Origin of the sequence: Kitasatospora sp. NPDC050463 (assembly GCF_040655255.1) — a bacterium.
Classification (GTDB): domain Bacteria; phylum Actinomycetota; class Actinomycetes; order Streptomycetales; family Streptomycetaceae; genus Kitasatospora.
Map to the genome: position 1 here is coordinate 21,622 of NZ_JBFAJO010000082.1, position 15,465 is coordinate 37,086.

The following is a 15,465-nucleotide window of genomic DNA, read 5'->3' on the forward strand; positions in this document are numbered from 1 at the left end:
GAAGCGAGAAGAGCAAGATGCAGAAGTTCGACACCCCCGCCCCGATCTCCACCGTCCTCGACATACCCGCGGGGAGCGTCCACATCATCGCCGCCGACCAGGCCGACACGACGGTCGAGGTCCTGCCCGCGGACGCCTCGAAGAACCGCGACGTGAAGGCCGCCGAGGAGACCCGGGTCGGCTACACCGACGGCCTCCTGTCGATCGAGGCCGCACTGCCGAAGAGCCAGCTCGTCGGCAACACCGGAGCCGTCGAGGTGACCGTCCGGCTGCCCGCCGGCTCCCGCGTCGAGGCGAAGGCGGCCAGCGGCAACCTCCGGGCCGTCGGACGGCTCGGCGACGTCACCTTCGAGGGCGCCGAGGGCACGGTCGAGATCGACGAGGCCACCGGTGCCCACCTCACCCTCCAGGCCGGAGACATCGCGGTCGGCCGCCTCGGCAGCTCCGCCGTGATCAGCACCCGAAAGGGCGACATCCGCATCGCCGAGGCCATGAGCGGCACGCTCGAACTGCGCACCGAGGCCGGCGACGTGTCGGTCTGCGCCGCCTCCGGAGTCTCCGCCTCGCTGGATGCCGGCAGCAACTACGGCCGCATCCACAACTCGCTCAGGAACGAAGGCATCGCTGGCCTGACCATCCACGCGACCACCGCCTACGGCGACATCACCGCCCGCAGCCTCTGAGTAGTGCCCCCGCCACAACCCACCCGACCATCGCAAGAGAAGGAACGACCATGAACACCGTTGAGCAGAACACCGCGCAGGACCGCCCGGAACTGCAGAAGGCCATCCAGGAGTTCGTCGACGCCGGCTTCGCCGGGATACAGATGCGGGTGCACGACGAGCGGGGCGAATGGGTCGGCAGCGCCGGGGTGCGCGAGCTAGGGGAGAGCGCCGAGCCGCCGACGGACGGACGGTTCTGGGTGGGCAGCTCCACCAAGACCTTCGTCGCGGCCCTGGTGCTTCACCTGGTGGCCGACGGCGCCCTCGCACTGGACGCCCCGGTGGCCGACCACCTGCCCGAGTTGGGGCTGGACCCGCGGATCACCGTGCGGATGCTGCTGCAGCACACCAGCGGGCTGCCCAGCTACACCGGCGACCTCGCCCCCGACGGCACGTTCGTGCCCGGGATCCCCGCCGTGGGCAAGCCGTGGGTGGACAACCGGTTCGACACCTACCAGCCGGAGGAACTCGTGCGCTTCGCCCTGGCCGAGTCCGCACGGTTCGAGCCGGGAACCGACCAGAGCTACTCCAACACCAACTACACGCTGGCCGTCCTGCTGATCGAGAAGGCCGGCGGCCGCCCGTACGCCGAGGAGATGCAGCGGCGGATCCTGGAACCGCTCGGGCTGCGGGACACCGTGGTGCCGGGAAGCTCACCGGAGCTGCCCGAGCCGCACGCCCACGGCTACTGCCGCTACCAGGACGACGACGGCCAGTGGCAGGTCGTCGACGTCACCCGCCAGAACTCCTCGCTCCTCATCGGCGCCGGGGACCTGATCTCGACCACCCGGGACCTCCACACGTTCTTCTCCGCACTCCTCGGCGGCAGGCTCCTGCCCGCCCCGCTCCTGGACGAGATGCGCACCCCGCACGGAATGCTCGGCTACGGCCTGGGCCTGTTCGTCCAGAACCTCGGACCGGACAACGGTGGCATCACCATCGTCCACCACAACGGCGGCGCCCCCGGCGGCTACGGAGCACTGATGATCGCCACCCCCGACGGCAGCAAGACCCTCACCGCCGGACTCACCACCGGCGACGCCGCGATCAACCCGACCCTGGAACTCCCGAAGGTCCTCGACAGGCTCATCAAGACCGTCTTCTGCGACGAACAGCCCACCGACTGACGGCACCGGGGGGTGACGTCCGATCCGCGTGCCGGAGGTGTGGTGCCGATCCTGTCTGTGCGCGCAGACTGACCGCCCAGGAGGGACAGAAGCTGCAGCAGATAGTGCGGCGGGGCAGCACCAGCTCTGTGCGCTTCCGGCGCGCGGTGATTCACGGACCTCGACCACGCCGCTGACACAGCTGCCCGCGTCGCAGCTGTCGAGGCGTAGCTGGCCGCCCGCTCATGACCGGCGCCTGACGGTGGATACTTCGCAGCCGAGGGTCCGCTGAACCGGGCTATAAGACCGAAGTGGACCTGCTCTCGATCATCTGAGCCCTGGCAGGTAAGGTCATGCGGACGTGAGGGCCCGTCGAGACGGGTAGTGGCTCCGCCCCCGAGCAATGGGGGCGGAGCCGTTTTGGTTGGGAAAGGAAATCCCCGTGCCCTGCTTCCGCGACATGACGGAGGCCCAGGTCGCGGTGCCCTGCCGCCGCTTCGTGAAAACTGACCCCCAGGCGCTCCTTGGGTTCTAACGCTTGTCGCAACATTCCTTGATCATGATGGGTGTGTTGATGGCGAGGCGGGGACCCAAGCGCAGGCTCGATCTTGAAGCCGAGTACTGGCGCTTGCTGCAGTTCGGGGTGGGCACGGTCGAGGCGTGCAAGCAGCTCGGGATCGGCAGGAAGACCGGTTACCGGTGGCGGGCGGAGAACGGCGGCCTGCCGCCGGAACGGCTGCCCGAGCCGTCCCGGTCCGACCGCTACCTGTCCCTGCTGGAGCGCAAGAGGATCGCGACGCTGCGCGAACGCGGCCTGGGTATACGGGAGATCGCCGAACGCCTGGGCAGGTCTCCGTCGACCGTCAGCCGCGAGCTCCGGCGCAACACCCTCGCCCACGACCAGGGCATCTACGACGCGGACCTGGCTCACCACCGCGCCGAGGAGCGCGTGAGGCGCCCGCGCCTGGCGAAGCTGCGGCTCGACCACGAGCTCCGCGCCGAGGTTCAGGCCAAGCTCGACCTGGAGTGGAGCCCCGAGCAGATCGCCGCCCACCTGCGTGAGCTGTGGCCGGACAGACCGGAGCGGCATCTGTGCCACGAGAGCATCTACCGGGCCCTCTACCAGGGCGCCAAGGGCGGCCTGAGCAGGACGCTCACGAAGAAGCTGCGGACCGGGCGGTCACTGCGCAAGCAGCGCCGGACCAGCGCACCCCGCGGTTCGCCGTTCCGCCAACACTCATCGACGAGCGCCCCGCCGTCGTCGAGCTTCGCGAGCGCGTCGGCGACTGGGAGGGAGACCTCATCACCGGCCGGCACAACCGGTCCGCCGTCGCCACCCTCGTGGACCGCCACAGCCGCTACGTCCGTCTCGTCGCCCTGCCCGACGGACACGGCGCGGACCAGGTCCGCGAACGTCTCACCCAGGCCCTCCAGGATCTTCCCAACACCGCCAGAATGACGCTGACTTGGGACCAGGGCTCCGAGATGGCCTGCCACGACCAGCTCGCCCCAATGTTCCGCGACGGAGTCTTCGTCGCCCACCGCGCCAGCCCCTGGCAGCGAGGCACGAACGAGAACACGAACGGCCTGCTTCGGCAATACATGCCCAAGGGCACCGACCTGTCCGTCCACACCGCCGAGGAGCTCCGAGCGTTCGAGGACCGACTCAACAACCGCCCCCGGAAGACCTTGGGATGGCGGACCCCGGCCGAGCTATTCACCGGCGCTCTGACAGCATGAGACCAGCATCGTTGCGATGATCATGCGAATCCGCCCGTCCAGGCCCTCGAACAGCGCAGGCACCTCGCCGGCTGGACCGAGGTCTACGACGCCCTCGGCAACTGGAGCGCCCTCATCGCCGGCCACCCCGTCGCCGACGCCGCCGACGGCATCCCGCTGCTGTCCACCAACCCCGCCGACGCCCTCACCCTGCTGCGCCTGGCGCTCGACCAGGGCCTGGCCGCCGCCGATCCGGCCCGGTCGCTCCCACGCGCCCACGGGTGATCCCGGTCATGGACAAACCGGGAGGACAAGGGCCCTGACCGGGGCGAACCTGACGGCAGAACACGCGGGACAACGTGGCGGTCAAGGGGTGGGGGCAGACGGAGGACAAGGGGGTGGTGTGCAATGTCGGCGGCACTCGGGCGAGCGCCCGGGTGCCGGGGCCGGCCACCGCGCCGCTCCCGGCCGACCACTGACGGAAGGCCACCTCGATGACCGCCACCGCGCTCGCCGTGCCCGACCCCGACGACGGCGACCAGGCCGCAGACCGCGTCCTCGGCGAGGCCTCGCCCGGCCGGGACAACCGGCCCGCCGCCACCCTGCGGGGCGGGCGGATCCGACGGTGGAGGACAGGATTCGCCCGGCGCCCGGGTCGGGCCGGTGGCCGCTGGTGTGCGGTAACGAGTCGGGCACGAGGCTGGGGGGAAAGCGGTGAGAGGCCCAGTTGGTGAGTGGTCGTTGCCTAGGCTGCCGGGTGTGAATCCGTCTTCCTTATCCGACTCCCGTGAAGACTCGTCTGCGGCACAGGCGCCACGTCCGCTAGGTGTGGTGACGCCGGAGCAGTTCGTCGGGGTGATGCGTGAACTCCGCCAGTGGTCGGGCCTGAGCTTTCGCCAGCTTGAACGGCGGGCCGAGCAGGCCGGCGAGGCTCTTCCCCGTGCCACGCTGGCGGGGGCCCTGGGCCGTGCCGATCTTCCGCGTGAGGAGCTTGTGGCCGCGTTCGTCAAGGCCTGCGGGGGTGATGCGGACGATGTCGTGGTCTGGGTCACGGCCCGTAAGGCCGTCGCCGTCCAGTCGGCCCGGACACCCGAACCCGTGCCGCCGGAGACACCGGAGCCGCCGGAGGCATCGGAGCCGGTGAAGCCGTCGGGACTGACGGAGCCGTCGGAGGCGACGGAGTTGGTGGAGCCGGTTTCGGCGGGCCGCGCAGTGACGGCCGTTGTGACGCCGTTCCGGCCCCCGGCCCGGTCCGGGGTGAGCGGGGACGTGACAGCGAGTACCGCCACCGAGTCGGAGCCGGCCGGGAGCCAGGGCGGTGAGGAGCCGTCGTCGGTGGGCTCGGACGAGCGGGCAACCAGTGCGTCGGATGGTGGTGCGCAGAAGGCCGCCGCGGCTGATCTGACCGGGGCGGCGGCGTCTGGTTCGGGGCGAGGCGTCTCACGGGTGACGTCGCGGACGGCTGCGCCGGCGCGGCGCACGGTGGTGGCGGTCACGCTCGCGGTGGCGGTGGTGGTGGTGACCGCTGTCGTGCTTGGCATCGAGGGCCTGCCGGACGGGGGCGGACGTGGGGCCGCGGAGCCGGCCGGTACCCCTACCCCTACCGTGACCGGCCCGGCGACGGTGGCGAGTCCATCTGCGGGGGAGGGAGCCGGCCCTGCGTCGGGGCCGGTGTCGGCGACACCGACGGCGGATCTCGGGGCTGCTGTCCCTGTGCCGGCCGCGAGTCCTTCCGCACGTCGAAGCACAAGCGCCGCAGTCGTTCCGGGGGCTCCGAGTAGTGGGCCGACGGGCGGTTCCGCGCCCGCCTCGGTGGTTCCACCGCCGACGCCGGTGCGGACGTCGCCGCAGCAGCCGCCGGCGGTGCCGCCCCTGCCGACCGCGACGTCGCCGGCGACGTTGCCGCAGTCCACGTCGAGCGGTTGGCCCACCCAGTTCTCCACCGGCGGGGCGTCGTCGTCCGGCCCCGCTCGTGAGGACCCGTGCTGGGACAGCGCGCCGGGGTGCAACGACGGTGTGCACCACGGGTGAGAGCGGCCCTGGGCGGGGGTCTGCGGCCGCACGGCCGTTGGGCGGTCAGCCGGTTCGTCCGGCGGACCGCCCTGTGCGGGCGGTTTCAGCTCAGGCTCAGCGCCGCATAGACCACGTCGTGGTCGGAGTGGGCGGAGTCGATGACCGTCACGCCGGTGGACTTGACCCCGCTCAGCAGGATGTAGTCGAACTTCTTGCGGGGCGGGCCGGCGTCAGCGGTCGGCTTGCAGCCTGCGGTGGATCGCCGGCCGCACTTCGGATCGGCGTCGGTCAGTCCCACGGACCAGAGTGGGGCCATCTCGGGTGTGTCGGGCTGGGTGTTGAAGTCGCCGAGCACGATGACGCGTTGCTTGCCCGCCAGGGTCGCGGCGAGCTGCCTGATCTGTGTGGCGCGTACGTCGCTCTGCCGTCCCTCGGCCAGGTGTGTGTTGTAGATGCGGACCTGTTTGCCGTCGACGGTGGTGGTCACCCACATGAAGGCGCGGTCCTCCGAGCCGCCGGCGGTGTAGCGCTGGTTGCCCGTGTCCGCGATCGGGGCGGCGGAGAGGATGGCCTGGCCGTAGGCGTTCTCGCCGAAGGCGCCGCAGTTGACCGCGTCGTGGCTCGCGGTGCCGTAGGCGACCTGGTACTTGAGCCCGTACTTGTCGGCCAGGATCTTCACGGTCTTCTCGACCGCGTGCTTGCAGCCTTCCTGTACCCCGAGGACCTGTGGCCTGTACTTCGCGATCTCGGCCGCGTAGTCACCGGGTTCCCCACTTCCGGGGGCGTAGAGGTTCCACGTCATCACCCGGTCGGCGATGGCCCCGGTGGTCTGACGCACCGGTACGAGGGGCGAGGACCGGGAGCCTGCGCCCGCCTCCGCGCCCTGCCCATCGGCCGCGGTCGACGAGGTCGAAGGGGCCGGAGGCGGCGGCACCGCGGGGGCGAGGGCGGATGTGTTCGCGGGAACGCTGTTCGGCGCGGCCCAGAGCAGGCCGGCGGCCAGCAGACCGGTCGTGACCGTGGCCGCGACAGCGGCACGGGAGAACCGCGCTCGTATGGCTCGTATCAAGGGTGCACTCTCTCTTTCGGGCGAAGGGAAAGGTGGGACGGCCGTGAGGGTCGGCGTGGGAGCGCCGACCCTCACGGGGCCGCCCTTGTGTGGCTGCCGGGGAGGTGCGCGCCGCTGCGGGACACTCCCCGAGGGAGGCGGCCGGTAACGTATCGGCGGGCGATGAGCCCAACCCCGTTCAGCGGGCGGGCCCGGTGCCGGTGCGGTCAGGTCCGGGCGGCCGTCGGCGCTATCGGGTGATCTTGTAGCTCGTGGTGCCCTGGTGGACGCCGCGCTCGTAGAACGACAGAGCGATCTTTGAGTTGTTCGGGAAGGACTTGCGGACGTCGAGGTCGAACCACGCCCGGCCCATGCTGCAGCCGCCGTGCCGCGGGCTGCGCTGCTGGTGGATCTTGCTTCCCTTGCTGTTGTACACGGTCAGGACGGCCTCGTAGTCGCAGATCGCCTCGGGCCAGACCTTGTCGCGGGCGATGTGTGCGGTGTCGACGCGCAGCGCCTTGCCCTTGACGACGCCGCACACCATTCCGTAGGAGGCGGGGGTGCAGCCCGAGGCGTTCTGGGCACTGGCCTGGACGACCGCGGCGGGGTCGCCGTCCTGGGCTCGTTCCGCGGTGGGGGCCGCGGTCGGGGAGCCGGTGGCCGGCGGGGCGGTGTCGGACGAGGCGGCCGCGGCACGGGAGGTGTCGCCGGGAGCGGCCCACAGCAACCCGCCGGCCAGGAGTGCGGCGGTCACGGCGGCAGCGGCCAGGGGCTTGGTGAGACGTGCTCGAAGGGCGCGCATGGCAGTACTCCTCTGTTCGGGAAACGGGTGGTGGTGTCGGCCGTTCGGTGGCTGTTGATGCGAGCGGTGCCGACGCGGGGTCCGGTACCGGCAGCGGCGCCGGACCCCGCGGGGCGTGTGGGAACCGGGGTCAGGGCGTGGGGGTCAGTGGGTCCACCGGACGCCGCTGAACAGGGAGCTGGCACCGCCCTTGACCTGGACCCGGGGGGCGGCGGCGTTGTTGCCCCAGGGGACGGTGATGCGGTGTGTCTGGCCGCTGGACTTGATGGTGCCGGCGTTGTACCACTGGCCCTTGTTGTTGCTATCGATGCCCCAGACCCGCACGGTGGCGACCTGCTGGGTGCCGGCCGGGATCCAGGAGGTGTAGGTCACCTGGTGGCCCTTGGAGCCGAGGACGGAGCAGTTGGAGCGGCTGACGGGGCCCCACTTGTTGGCGAAGCCGGAGGCGCTGCTGCCGCAGGAGGCCTTCACGGCCTGGGCGGTGGTGGTGTCGGTGTCGGCGGCGTCGGCGGTGGTGATGTTCGGCTGCTCGGTGGAGGTGGGGGCGTCGGCGTCGTCGCTGTTGTCCGGGGACAGCGGTGTGGCCGGTGCGGCAGCGGCCGTGTGGCCGGGCCCAGCGTCGGTCAGGGCAAGGCCACCGGCCAGGAGGCCGGCGGCCAGGGCCGCGGCGAGGGCGGTGACGGCCAGGGGGCGGCTCAGGCGTGCTCGGACGGTGTTCATGAGTGTGCTCCTCGGTTCGGGAACGGTGATGGGAAGGGGCGCCGGCTTGATCGGCGGGCGGCCCGGGGTTCGGTACTCCTGTCCCGCCCGGTCGTCGACACCGGTGGTGGCGGGGGCGGCCCGCCGCACCGCGGGTGAGGCCTTCGACGCGGCGTCGTCTGCGGGGTGCGGGCCGGTGAACATCAGCCTGGCCGGGTGGGAATCCCGTGGACAACACCTGCGCCGTCCGAGACCGTCCGGCGTTGTCTGTGCTGGTCAGAGTGCCTGTCAGGTCCTGTCCCGGGACGGTTCACGACATCGGACGGGCGGTTCGTCCACGGTGGCTCCGTATCGCTGGACGGGGCGAAGCGGGTGTCTTCGGGGATGCCGAGCGAAGGCCGGCTCGCCCGGTGCTTCGGGTGTGAGGGAGTCCTTCGCCTGGGGGTTTTGTGGTCGGCCGTCGGTGCGGGCGGCAGCTGTCCCAGGAGCGGGCGGTCGCCAGTGCCCGCGGTCGTGCGCGTCGCGGAGGGTGGAGGCGGGCACGCGTTCGTCGTCCGTCGGCTCTCCGCGGGCCTCTGGTTGATCGCCCGCTGCCGAAGGACGGTGGAGAGTCTGGACTTCCTGGGGACCGGGGACCGGGGACTGGGGCCGGGGCTGGCGAGGGCGTGGCTCCCTTGTGCCCGCGCGGTTGCTTCTGTTCGCGGCGGGGGTGGGTTCGGGGGTTCGGTTCGACTCCCGTCCGCCGGTGCCGGGCCGCTACGAGTTCGTGGCCGGTCCGGCGACGGTGCCGTCCGCTTCCGGTGGGCACCGTAGACAATCGCCGCCCGCCCCTGGGCGTGGGGTCGGCGAACGATCAGGCAGACACGTGGCTTCGCCAGCCGAGGCTCTGGCCCGCAGAACGTTCACAAGCCCGCCCAGCGGCTGCTGGGCGGGCTTGTGGACGAGGTGGCGCTGACAGCGCGGGTTACTTCTGGTTCGTCCTGTCGGGGAGTGCCGGGGACGTGGCCGGACCAAGGTGGCGGTGTGTCAGATGACGAAGGGCTTCGTGTGCGGGTCGCTGTCCTGGGGGTCGACCTGGCCAGGCTGGTCGTCCTCGGTGGGGCAACTGTCCGGCGCCGGGTGCTTGGGCTTGCACGCGCCGCTCTTCTCGCCGGAGTCGTGGGATTTGCCGTTGCTCTTCCTGTCCTTCTTGCCCTTCTTGTCCTTCGCGGTCTTCTCGCCCTTCTTCTTGCTTTCGGGCTTCTTCTTCGTGGGATCGCCCTGGCACCTGTCCTTGGCTTCGGCGCCGCCCTTGCTGTTGGGGGCCGGCTCATCGGCGGCTGGATTCCCGGGGCAGGCACAGCCGCTGTTCTGATCGTCAGGTACTGGAGTGCCGTCGCCGTTGCCCTGGCCGTCGCTGCCCTTCCCGTTGTCGCTGTGGGTGTCGGTGTCCTGGGCTTCGTTGCCACCGTCGCTTTCGCTGCCGGTGTCCTGGTCGGTCTCACCCGTACCGTTGTCGGTGTCCTGGTGCTCAGGAGCCGGGGTCTTTCGGTCGCCGCTTTCGCCGTTTTCGCTGTCGCCCTGGTCGGCGCCGTCTTCGCCGCCGTCCGGGCCGTTGTTGCCTTCGCCGTTGTGAGCGTCGGGTGTGGGGGTGTTGTCGCCGTCGTCGTTGTCGTCGTCCTGGGGTAGCGGTGTGGGCTCGGGGGCGTCGGGCCGGGGGCAGACGCAGGGGGGCGTGTGCGTTGGGCCGGGTGACGCGGTCGCAGCAGGCCGGCCGGCGGCCGGGTGGAGGAGGGCGGGGACGGTTCGCGTGGCGGCGAGGGCGGCGGGCGCGGGTTCGCCGGCGGCGAGGACGGGAACGGCCAGCGCGCCGGCGCCCAGCAGCAGACCGGCGCCCAGCCACTTGCCGGCCCGCCGCGCCGAGCCGGTTGCCTTGCGGTGCCGCCCGGTACCGGCGGTGAGCCATGCTCCCCGTCCCATGTCGGATTCCCTTTCCTCGCCTGTTGTCACGGATCCCGGTGAGCGTGCCCGGTGGCTCGCGGAGGGGGCAAGGAGGTTCGGCGTCCGGAACCGTCCGGGCCTGTCCGCACTGCCGTAACCGACGGCGGTCCGGCTCCCGGGACCGCTCCCGGCGGACGGTCCGACGGCCGGTTGAACCCCGTCTGACCTGCCCGGACAGTTCGGGACTGTCCCAGACGCCCCAGGCCCTGGCCGGACACGCACGGGACGAGAAGGCTCCCCGGCGAGGGCCGCTGGCAGCGGCCGCTGAGGGAGGTTGTGATGGCGCAGCGCACGGGACAGAGGCTCGGTTCGGGTCTGGGGGAGGGTGGCCTGGCACGGGGGCGGTTCTTGGCCGCCGGTATGGGGGCGGGTCAGGTCCCGGTACCGGACCGGAGTGTGCCGCTGGGGCGTGTGACGGTGTCCGGCCCGCGCCCCGACGCGGCGGGTGAAGGGGCGCGAACGAGCGGCGACGGCATCGACGCGCCCGCGCCGCCTCGTACGACGGCGGGCGAGCCGAGCCACGCCGCGTCGTACCGCACCGGTGGGACGGCGACCGCGCGGGCTCGCGGCCGGGTGCGGGGGAAGGCGGTGCCCTTCGTCCTGGCACTGTTGTGCGCGGTTGTGGTGGGCGTCGGCGTGCAGCAGGCGGCTGGGGGCTCTGCCACCGGCCCGGTGCCGGCCGCCGCTTCCGGCGGGCCGGCGCTCTCCCCGGCGGAGGAGCACGACCCCGGCGGCGCGCCCGGGCCGCGGACCCCGCCCGGCCAGGATGTTCCGACCGGTGCTCCCGGGCCGGGCGCTGCCCCGGGCGAGCCGGCCCCGAGTACCCCAGCTCCTGCCCCGGTGACGCGCGAGGTGGTGCTGAAGTGGGGGGACACCCTGTGGGAGCTGGCCCGGGACCACCACACCACGGTGCGGACGTTGCAGGAATTGAACGGACTGGGTGGCTCGACCCTGATCCGCGCTGGCGCCACACTGCGCGTGCCCGAAGCCGTGGGCGGGCCCTCCGCCGCGGGGACGGTTACGGACGCGGCCGGTGGGGTGGTGCCTGCCCGGTATGTCGCCGGGGGCGGCGACATCGGGTCGGCCACCGTCGGGGACGCGACCGGTCAGGCCTTCGGCACCGGGACACCGTTCGGGGCCTGGGCGACGCCTGAGGCGGAGCCTGGGGCTCTGGGCATCCGTGAGCTGCCCGAGGATGAGAAGTCCTCGAGTGCCAAGTCCAAGTCCGGGTCCGGGTCCGGATCGAGGAAGAAGCAGGATCGTGACGCGAAGGGCGGCAAGGCCAGGGGTAGCGAGACCGATGCCGGCAGGGGCGCCACGGCAGCGGTCGCCTTCGCCCGGGCGCAGATCGGCAAGCCGTACGTGTGGGGCGCCACCGGGCCCGGCTCCTTCGACTGCTCAGGGCTGGTGATGCGCGCATGGCGGGCCGGCGGGGTGGCACTGCCGCGCACCACCTGGGGCATGGCCAAGGCGGGAAGGGCCACCACCCGCGGGGCCCTGGTGCCGGGCGACCTGGTCATCACCAACGGCGGCGGCCACGTCCAGCTCTACATCGGCGACGGCAAGGTCGTCCACGCCCCCGGCACCGGCAAGCACGTCACCATCGCCCCCCTGGCTCCTGCCTCCGGGGTCCTCGCCTACCGCCACCTCGACGCGTAGCGCCAGCCGTCGGCGCGGCCGCGGACCCCTACACCGCACATCGCCCTCGACACCCCGGGAAGCTTCCGGAACAGCGGCAGTGGCTGCTCGACACCGCGACGCGGTCCGCCGGCACACCGACGCCTTCCTGGCGGCCGTGGGATGACGCCCCGCAGGCCGCCTACGCCGAGCTGGCCCGCGAAACCGACGCGCTGACCTCGCGGCTGGCCGGATGATAGCGGCCCGGTCGGACAAGGAGTGGAACAGGAACAGGTGACCAGCACCCCGAAGCGGCGGCAGTCGCTCGACCGCGCGGTCTGGGAGGACGGCTCAGCCCGTGCGCGCGAGGTGTTCGACGTCGTCCTCAACGCAGCTTCCGTGAGGCGGTGTACGTGCCACATCGGGTGGGCGTCGATCCCTCGTCGGAGTAGTTGCCGTGGTCGCCGAGTTCCTCCATGAGGGCGATCGCGCGGCTTTGCTGGGCGCGCTCCAGCCAGAGCAGGGCCCGCTCGTCGTTCACGCCGTCCGGCGGCGGGGTCTCGGTGAGGACGGTCTGGGCGGCGTGCAGCTCGCTCATCGGGTCGTCGGTGCCGGCCCCGGCCTCGAACAGCACCGCCAGCAGCCGCTGGAGCGTGGCGCGGCATGCCGATGAGTCATCGACGTCGCCGAGCAACGCGCAGCAGGCGTCCAGAGCGCGCACCATGCGCTCGATCGCCGTGTCCCAGAAGTCCGGCACCGGTGCCGCTCCGTCCCGGCCGCCGCCGCTCGGCGGCCCGGTCGAAGTTCGGCAGCCCGGCCGGTGAGGGTGCCGGTCTTCGCGCGCGAAGACCACCTGTTGATGCCCTTCGGGCGTCCGGGAGGGCTGTTCGTCTACTTCTCTGACTACTTCTCTTAATGGTGTCCGGCTGGTGCGGCCACCCCCGTCCGGCTGGTGCAAAGACCCACCCCCCTGGGCTGCGGACGTGTGGCTGGCATGCCCAATGTGACGGAGCGCCGTAGTTTGCGAGTGATCGTTTAGAACCCGCTGGTCGGCACAGTGGCGGTGCACTGCGGTTTTGTGACTCGGCACGCTAACTGTCGCGTCAGCACGACATCTGCCGTCTGTGGCCGCACAGGGAGTGCGCGATGCTGTCATGGAATCGACCTGGTTAGGCTCCGTTCATGGCGAGCCAGCACCGTTCGACGGGTTTCACCGAAGCCCAGCTGTCGATCATCGATGAACTGAGTGCCCTGCCGTTCCCCGAGCAGGAGGGCAAGCCGGGGATAAGCGGCGGGTGGGGTGGGCCTGGATATCACGTGGCCGTGCTCCGGGAGAGCCAGGACTTCTGGGATGACCGCAGCGAGGAGATCGTCGGTGCAGCCGAGAAGGAGCTGGAAGTCGATCTTGATGCGCTGGAAGTCGTTCTGACCGCCCGTTGGGGCGGTCCCACGACGGTGGATCTGTGGCCGTACCTCGGGTTCGACAATCCAGACCCCGAGTTCACGGCTCCAGAGCCGCTCGGCTTCCTGTGCAATGTCGCTGGCAGCATGCAGCTGTGGCAGTCACCGTCCTCTGGCCGATGGCTCGCGCTGGCCATCGGCCAGGCGGATCGGGAGCTGCCTTTCCAACTGCTCGCCGCGATTGGTGAGGCGTCCTCGCTCCCGGGATGAGCTGGGTTCGGAGGCCGACCGGCACCCACAACGATCGCCAACCGACAGATACCTCGCTGGATTAGCGACAGTTGTCGTGCTGACCCACCCGGGGAGCCGCACGTCGAGTGGCGATGTTGGCGACAAGTAGCGTGCCGAGTCACAGGTTTGCGAAGTCGGAGCACGACACCTTGCGAGGCGGGGGCGTCCAAGTGTGGTGGCGACCGCCCGGCCGCTGCACCGTGCGGCGGGTGCGTCGTCAGCTTTCGGTCTGTTTGGGTTCTTCTGGTTCTGTGGGGATGGTCCAGCGCAGGAGGGTGGTGGTGCCGGCCTGTTCCAGGGTGACGGGATAGGCCTGGTTCCAGGCTCGTTCGCCGTGGTGGCGCATGGAGTGGTCGCTTGGGTCCCAGCCCAGGCGCATGACCTTGCCCCCCTCGATCTCGATCTGCCCGGCCAAAAGGGGGTGGATCTCGCCGGCCCGGTAGAGCAGGTGGAAGTGGGTGTGCGCGTCCACGGAGACCATCAGGCCGGCGCGGGGCCCCAGCTGCGGATCCGGTCGGCGAACTCGTGGGCCTCGCGCAGCGGGAGGTCGAACCGCCCGTAGGGCCCCTGCCCGCCGTACTGGGGGGTCCGTTCGCCGCCGAAGCGGGCGTGGGCGTCGTCCGCGTACTTCCCCCAGTAGGTGACGTCGGCGAGTCCGTCGACGGATTCACCGTCCAGTCCGACGAACGAGTCCAAGGCGCGCGCGTCCCCGAGGACCATGCCGCACCGGTCGATGGGCAGGTCGCCGAGCCGGATCGGCTCCCCGCTGCGGTCGCTCGGCCAGGGCAGGCCGAGATCGACTTCCAGGACGGAGATCACCGGCCCGTCGTAGAAGACCCACGGTTCGGCGCGCACCTTCAGCGGCCGGTCGGCGGCGGCCGACACTGCGACCGCCTTGCACCACCATTCCTCGCTGTCCGCGGGCTCGTGGATGTGGCCGCCACCGAGGCCTGCCGCGGCCAGCGCCCGCACGGACAACTGGTCGCCCATTCCTGGCCACTGGTCGATCGAGCCGGCCATCCCCAGTACCAGCACGCCGGACGGCGCGGTGAGGACTCCCAGGTCGACAGAGGTCTCACTCATCCGCCGATTCAACCAGGGTGTAGATCAGGTGGCTCACGGGGCCCTCGCGGCCGTGCAGAGGTTCACCGGTGTGATTGGTCGAGATATCTGTCACCTGGAGCGGTGTCCGACCTGGGGTTTCGGGTCGTTCTGATCGCTGTAGTTGTCACCGTTTGGTCGTTCTATCTGTCACTGGCGCGCACTTTTCGTGCTTGTTGTCACCAGCAGATCGATTCCGGTGTCAGCCCGTGCTCCGGCTAGAAAGCTCCCCCTCCGGCAACAGCCCCCAGCCGCACCCGGTGACGCTGAAGATCGACCTCGGCGACCCTCACTGTGATCAGCTCGCCTTCATCGACAAGTCCATCAGGGGTCTCAACCGGCTCGTCGGTCAACTCCGAGAGGTGCAGGAGCCCCTCAACCCCCGGAGCGAGCCGCACGAACACGCCAAAAGGAATGATCTTGGTGATCGGCCCAGTGAGAACCCGGCCGACCTGATCCGCAAACCGAATAAGCGGATCTTCCTGCAGAGCCTTCAGTGAGAGCATGACCTGCCCGGACCGCGTCTCGGCAATGATCACCTCGGCAGTGACCCGCTGGCCTGGTTCGACGGCTTCGGAGGGGTGGTTGATCCGAGTCCACGTCAGATCCGGCACCCGAATGAAACCGGTGCACAGACCGTCCGGTTCGCCATCGAGGTGAACGAAGACCCCGAAGTTGTGAACCTCCGAGACCGTCCCAGTGACGACCCGCCCTCGTTCAGTCGCGAGGAGAAAGGACCGCAGGGCCGGGACCTCGCACGCCCTCGCAGAGAGGTGAAGCTGACCTTCGCGCCAATGCCCGATCTCTTCGGCCTCGATTTCCTGGCCGATCTCGAACAGTTCGGATGGATGCTCCGCCCGACGCATCGATGGGGCCTTCGCCCGTGAAGGTGGACACGCGGTTGGTAGTCACGCGGCGAGCGTGAGTTTAGCTGTGTGGTGTCGGTGTTCGTATTCGTTGGGGCTG

Annotated in this window: 14 protein-coding genes and 1 pseudogene; 6 read left to right on the top strand and 9 right to left on the bottom strand. The window is 70.8% G+C overall.

The annotated features are described in order from the left end of the window. The first annotated feature begins 17 nt into the window (after nucleotides 1–17). From AB0J08_RS34525 to AB0J08_RS34540, 4 genes and pseudogenes are all read left to right on the top strand, one after another. Entirely contained in the window at nucleotides 18–683 is a 666-nt protein-coding gene (locus AB0J08_RS34525; protein ID WP_360641992.1) for a DUF4097 family beta strand repeat-containing protein, read from the top strand. 50 nt (nucleotides 684–733) lie between these two features. Continuing rightward, nucleotides 734–1,849 (top strand): serine hydrolase domain-containing protein, encoded by a 1,116-nt coding sequence (locus tag AB0J08_RS34530; protein WP_360641994.1) that lies wholly within the window; start codon nucleotides 734–736, stop codon nucleotides 1,847–1,849. A gap of 553 nt (nucleotides 1,850–2,402) precedes the next feature. Further along, nucleotides 2,403–2,657: pseudogene (locus tag AB0J08_RS34535) on the top strand (hypothetical protein); the annotation flags it as partial. A 263-nt stretch (nucleotides 2,658–2,920) separates the two neighbouring features. Beyond that, entirely contained in the window at nucleotides 2,921–3,568 is a 648-nt protein-coding gene (locus tag AB0J08_RS34540; protein WP_360642018.1) for an IS30 family transposase, read from the top strand. Here AB0J08_RS34540 and AB0J08_RS34545 read toward each other — a convergent pair. The 5 genes from AB0J08_RS34545 to AB0J08_RS34565 form a co-directional block, all read right to left on the bottom strand. Further along, nucleotides 3,542–3,826: a hypothetical protein gene (locus AB0J08_RS34545; protein ID WP_360641996.1), complete on the bottom strand. Its 285-nt coding sequence runs from the start codon at nucleotides 3,824–3,826 to the stop codon at nucleotides 3,542–3,544. The two genes, AB0J08_RS34540 and AB0J08_RS34545, sit on opposite strands and share 27 nt — an antisense overlap. Before the next feature lie 1,837 nt (nucleotides 3,827–5,663). Further along, the gene (locus AB0J08_RS34550; RefSeq protein ID WP_360641998.1) at nucleotides 5,664–6,398 is read right to left on the bottom strand and encodes an endonuclease/exonuclease/phosphatase family protein; all 735 of its coding nucleotides are present in this window, start codon (nucleotides 6,396–6,398) and stop codon (nucleotides 5,664–5,666) included. 460 nt (nucleotides 6,399–6,858) lie between these two features. Next, nucleotides 6,859–7,410, bottom strand: a complete 552-nt coding sequence (locus AB0J08_RS34555) for a hypothetical protein (RefSeq protein ID WP_360642000.1) — start codon at nucleotides 7,408–7,410, stop codon at nucleotides 6,859–6,861. A 144-nt stretch (nucleotides 7,411–7,554) separates the two neighbouring features. Beyond that, entirely contained in the window at nucleotides 7,555–8,130 is a 576-nt protein-coding gene (locus tag AB0J08_RS34560) for a hypothetical protein (protein WP_360642002.1), read from the bottom strand. 1,005 nt (nucleotides 8,131–9,135) lie between these two features. After that, entirely contained in the window at nucleotides 9,136–10,068 is a 933-nt protein-coding gene (locus tag AB0J08_RS34565) for a hypothetical protein (RefSeq protein ID WP_360642004.1), read from the bottom strand. Between the two features lie 861 nt (nucleotides 10,069–10,929). Between AB0J08_RS34565 and AB0J08_RS34570 the strand changes: the two genes are divergently transcribed. Next, nucleotides 10,930–11,748, top strand: coding sequence for an NlpC/P60 family protein (locus AB0J08_RS34570; protein ID WP_360642006.1), 819 nt, complete (start codon nucleotides 10,930–10,932; stop codon nucleotides 11,746–11,748). A gap of 343 nt (nucleotides 11,749–12,091) precedes the next feature. On the opposite strand, the gene AB0J08_RS34575 is transcribed toward AB0J08_RS34570, so the two are convergent. Further along, nucleotides 12,092–12,463 carry a hypothetical protein gene (locus tag AB0J08_RS34575; protein WP_360642008.1) on the bottom strand — a complete coding sequence of 124 codons (372 nt, stop codon included), beginning with the start codon at nucleotides 12,461–12,463 and terminating at the stop codon, nucleotides 12,092–12,094. Nucleotides 12,464–12,888: 425 nt separating this feature from the next. On the opposite strand from AB0J08_RS34575, the gene AB0J08_RS34580 reads away from it, so the two are divergent. Beyond that, nucleotides 12,889–13,377 carry a hypothetical protein gene (locus AB0J08_RS34580; RefSeq protein ID WP_360642010.1) on the top strand — a complete coding sequence of 163 codons (489 nt, stop codon included), beginning with the start codon at nucleotides 12,889–12,891 and terminating at the stop codon, nucleotides 13,375–13,377. Nucleotides 13,378–13,615: 238 nt separating this feature from the next. Here AB0J08_RS34580 and AB0J08_RS34585 read toward each other — a convergent pair whose 3' ends face one another. The 3 genes from AB0J08_RS34585 to AB0J08_RS34595 all read right to left on the bottom strand — a co-directional run bounded on the left by AB0J08_RS34585 (nucleotide 13,616) and on the right by AB0J08_RS34595 (nucleotide 15,365). Beyond that, a complete protein-coding gene (locus tag AB0J08_RS34585) occupies nucleotides 13,616–13,870 on the bottom strand; it encodes a hypothetical protein (RefSeq protein WP_360642012.1) in 255 nt (84 codons plus the stop codon). Nucleotides 13,871–13,878: 8 nt separating this feature from the next. Then, nucleotides 13,879–14,481, bottom strand: a complete 603-nt coding sequence (locus tag AB0J08_RS34590; protein ID WP_360642014.1) for a hypothetical protein — start codon at nucleotides 14,479–14,481, stop codon at nucleotides 13,879–13,881. A 236-nt stretch (nucleotides 14,482–14,717) separates the two neighbouring features. Continuing rightward, nucleotides 14,718–15,365, bottom strand: coding sequence for a S1 RNA-binding domain-containing protein (locus AB0J08_RS34595; RefSeq protein WP_360642016.1), 648 nt, complete (start codon nucleotides 15,363–15,365; stop codon nucleotides 14,718–14,720). Between the last annotated feature and the right edge of the window lie 100 nt (nucleotides 15,366–15,465).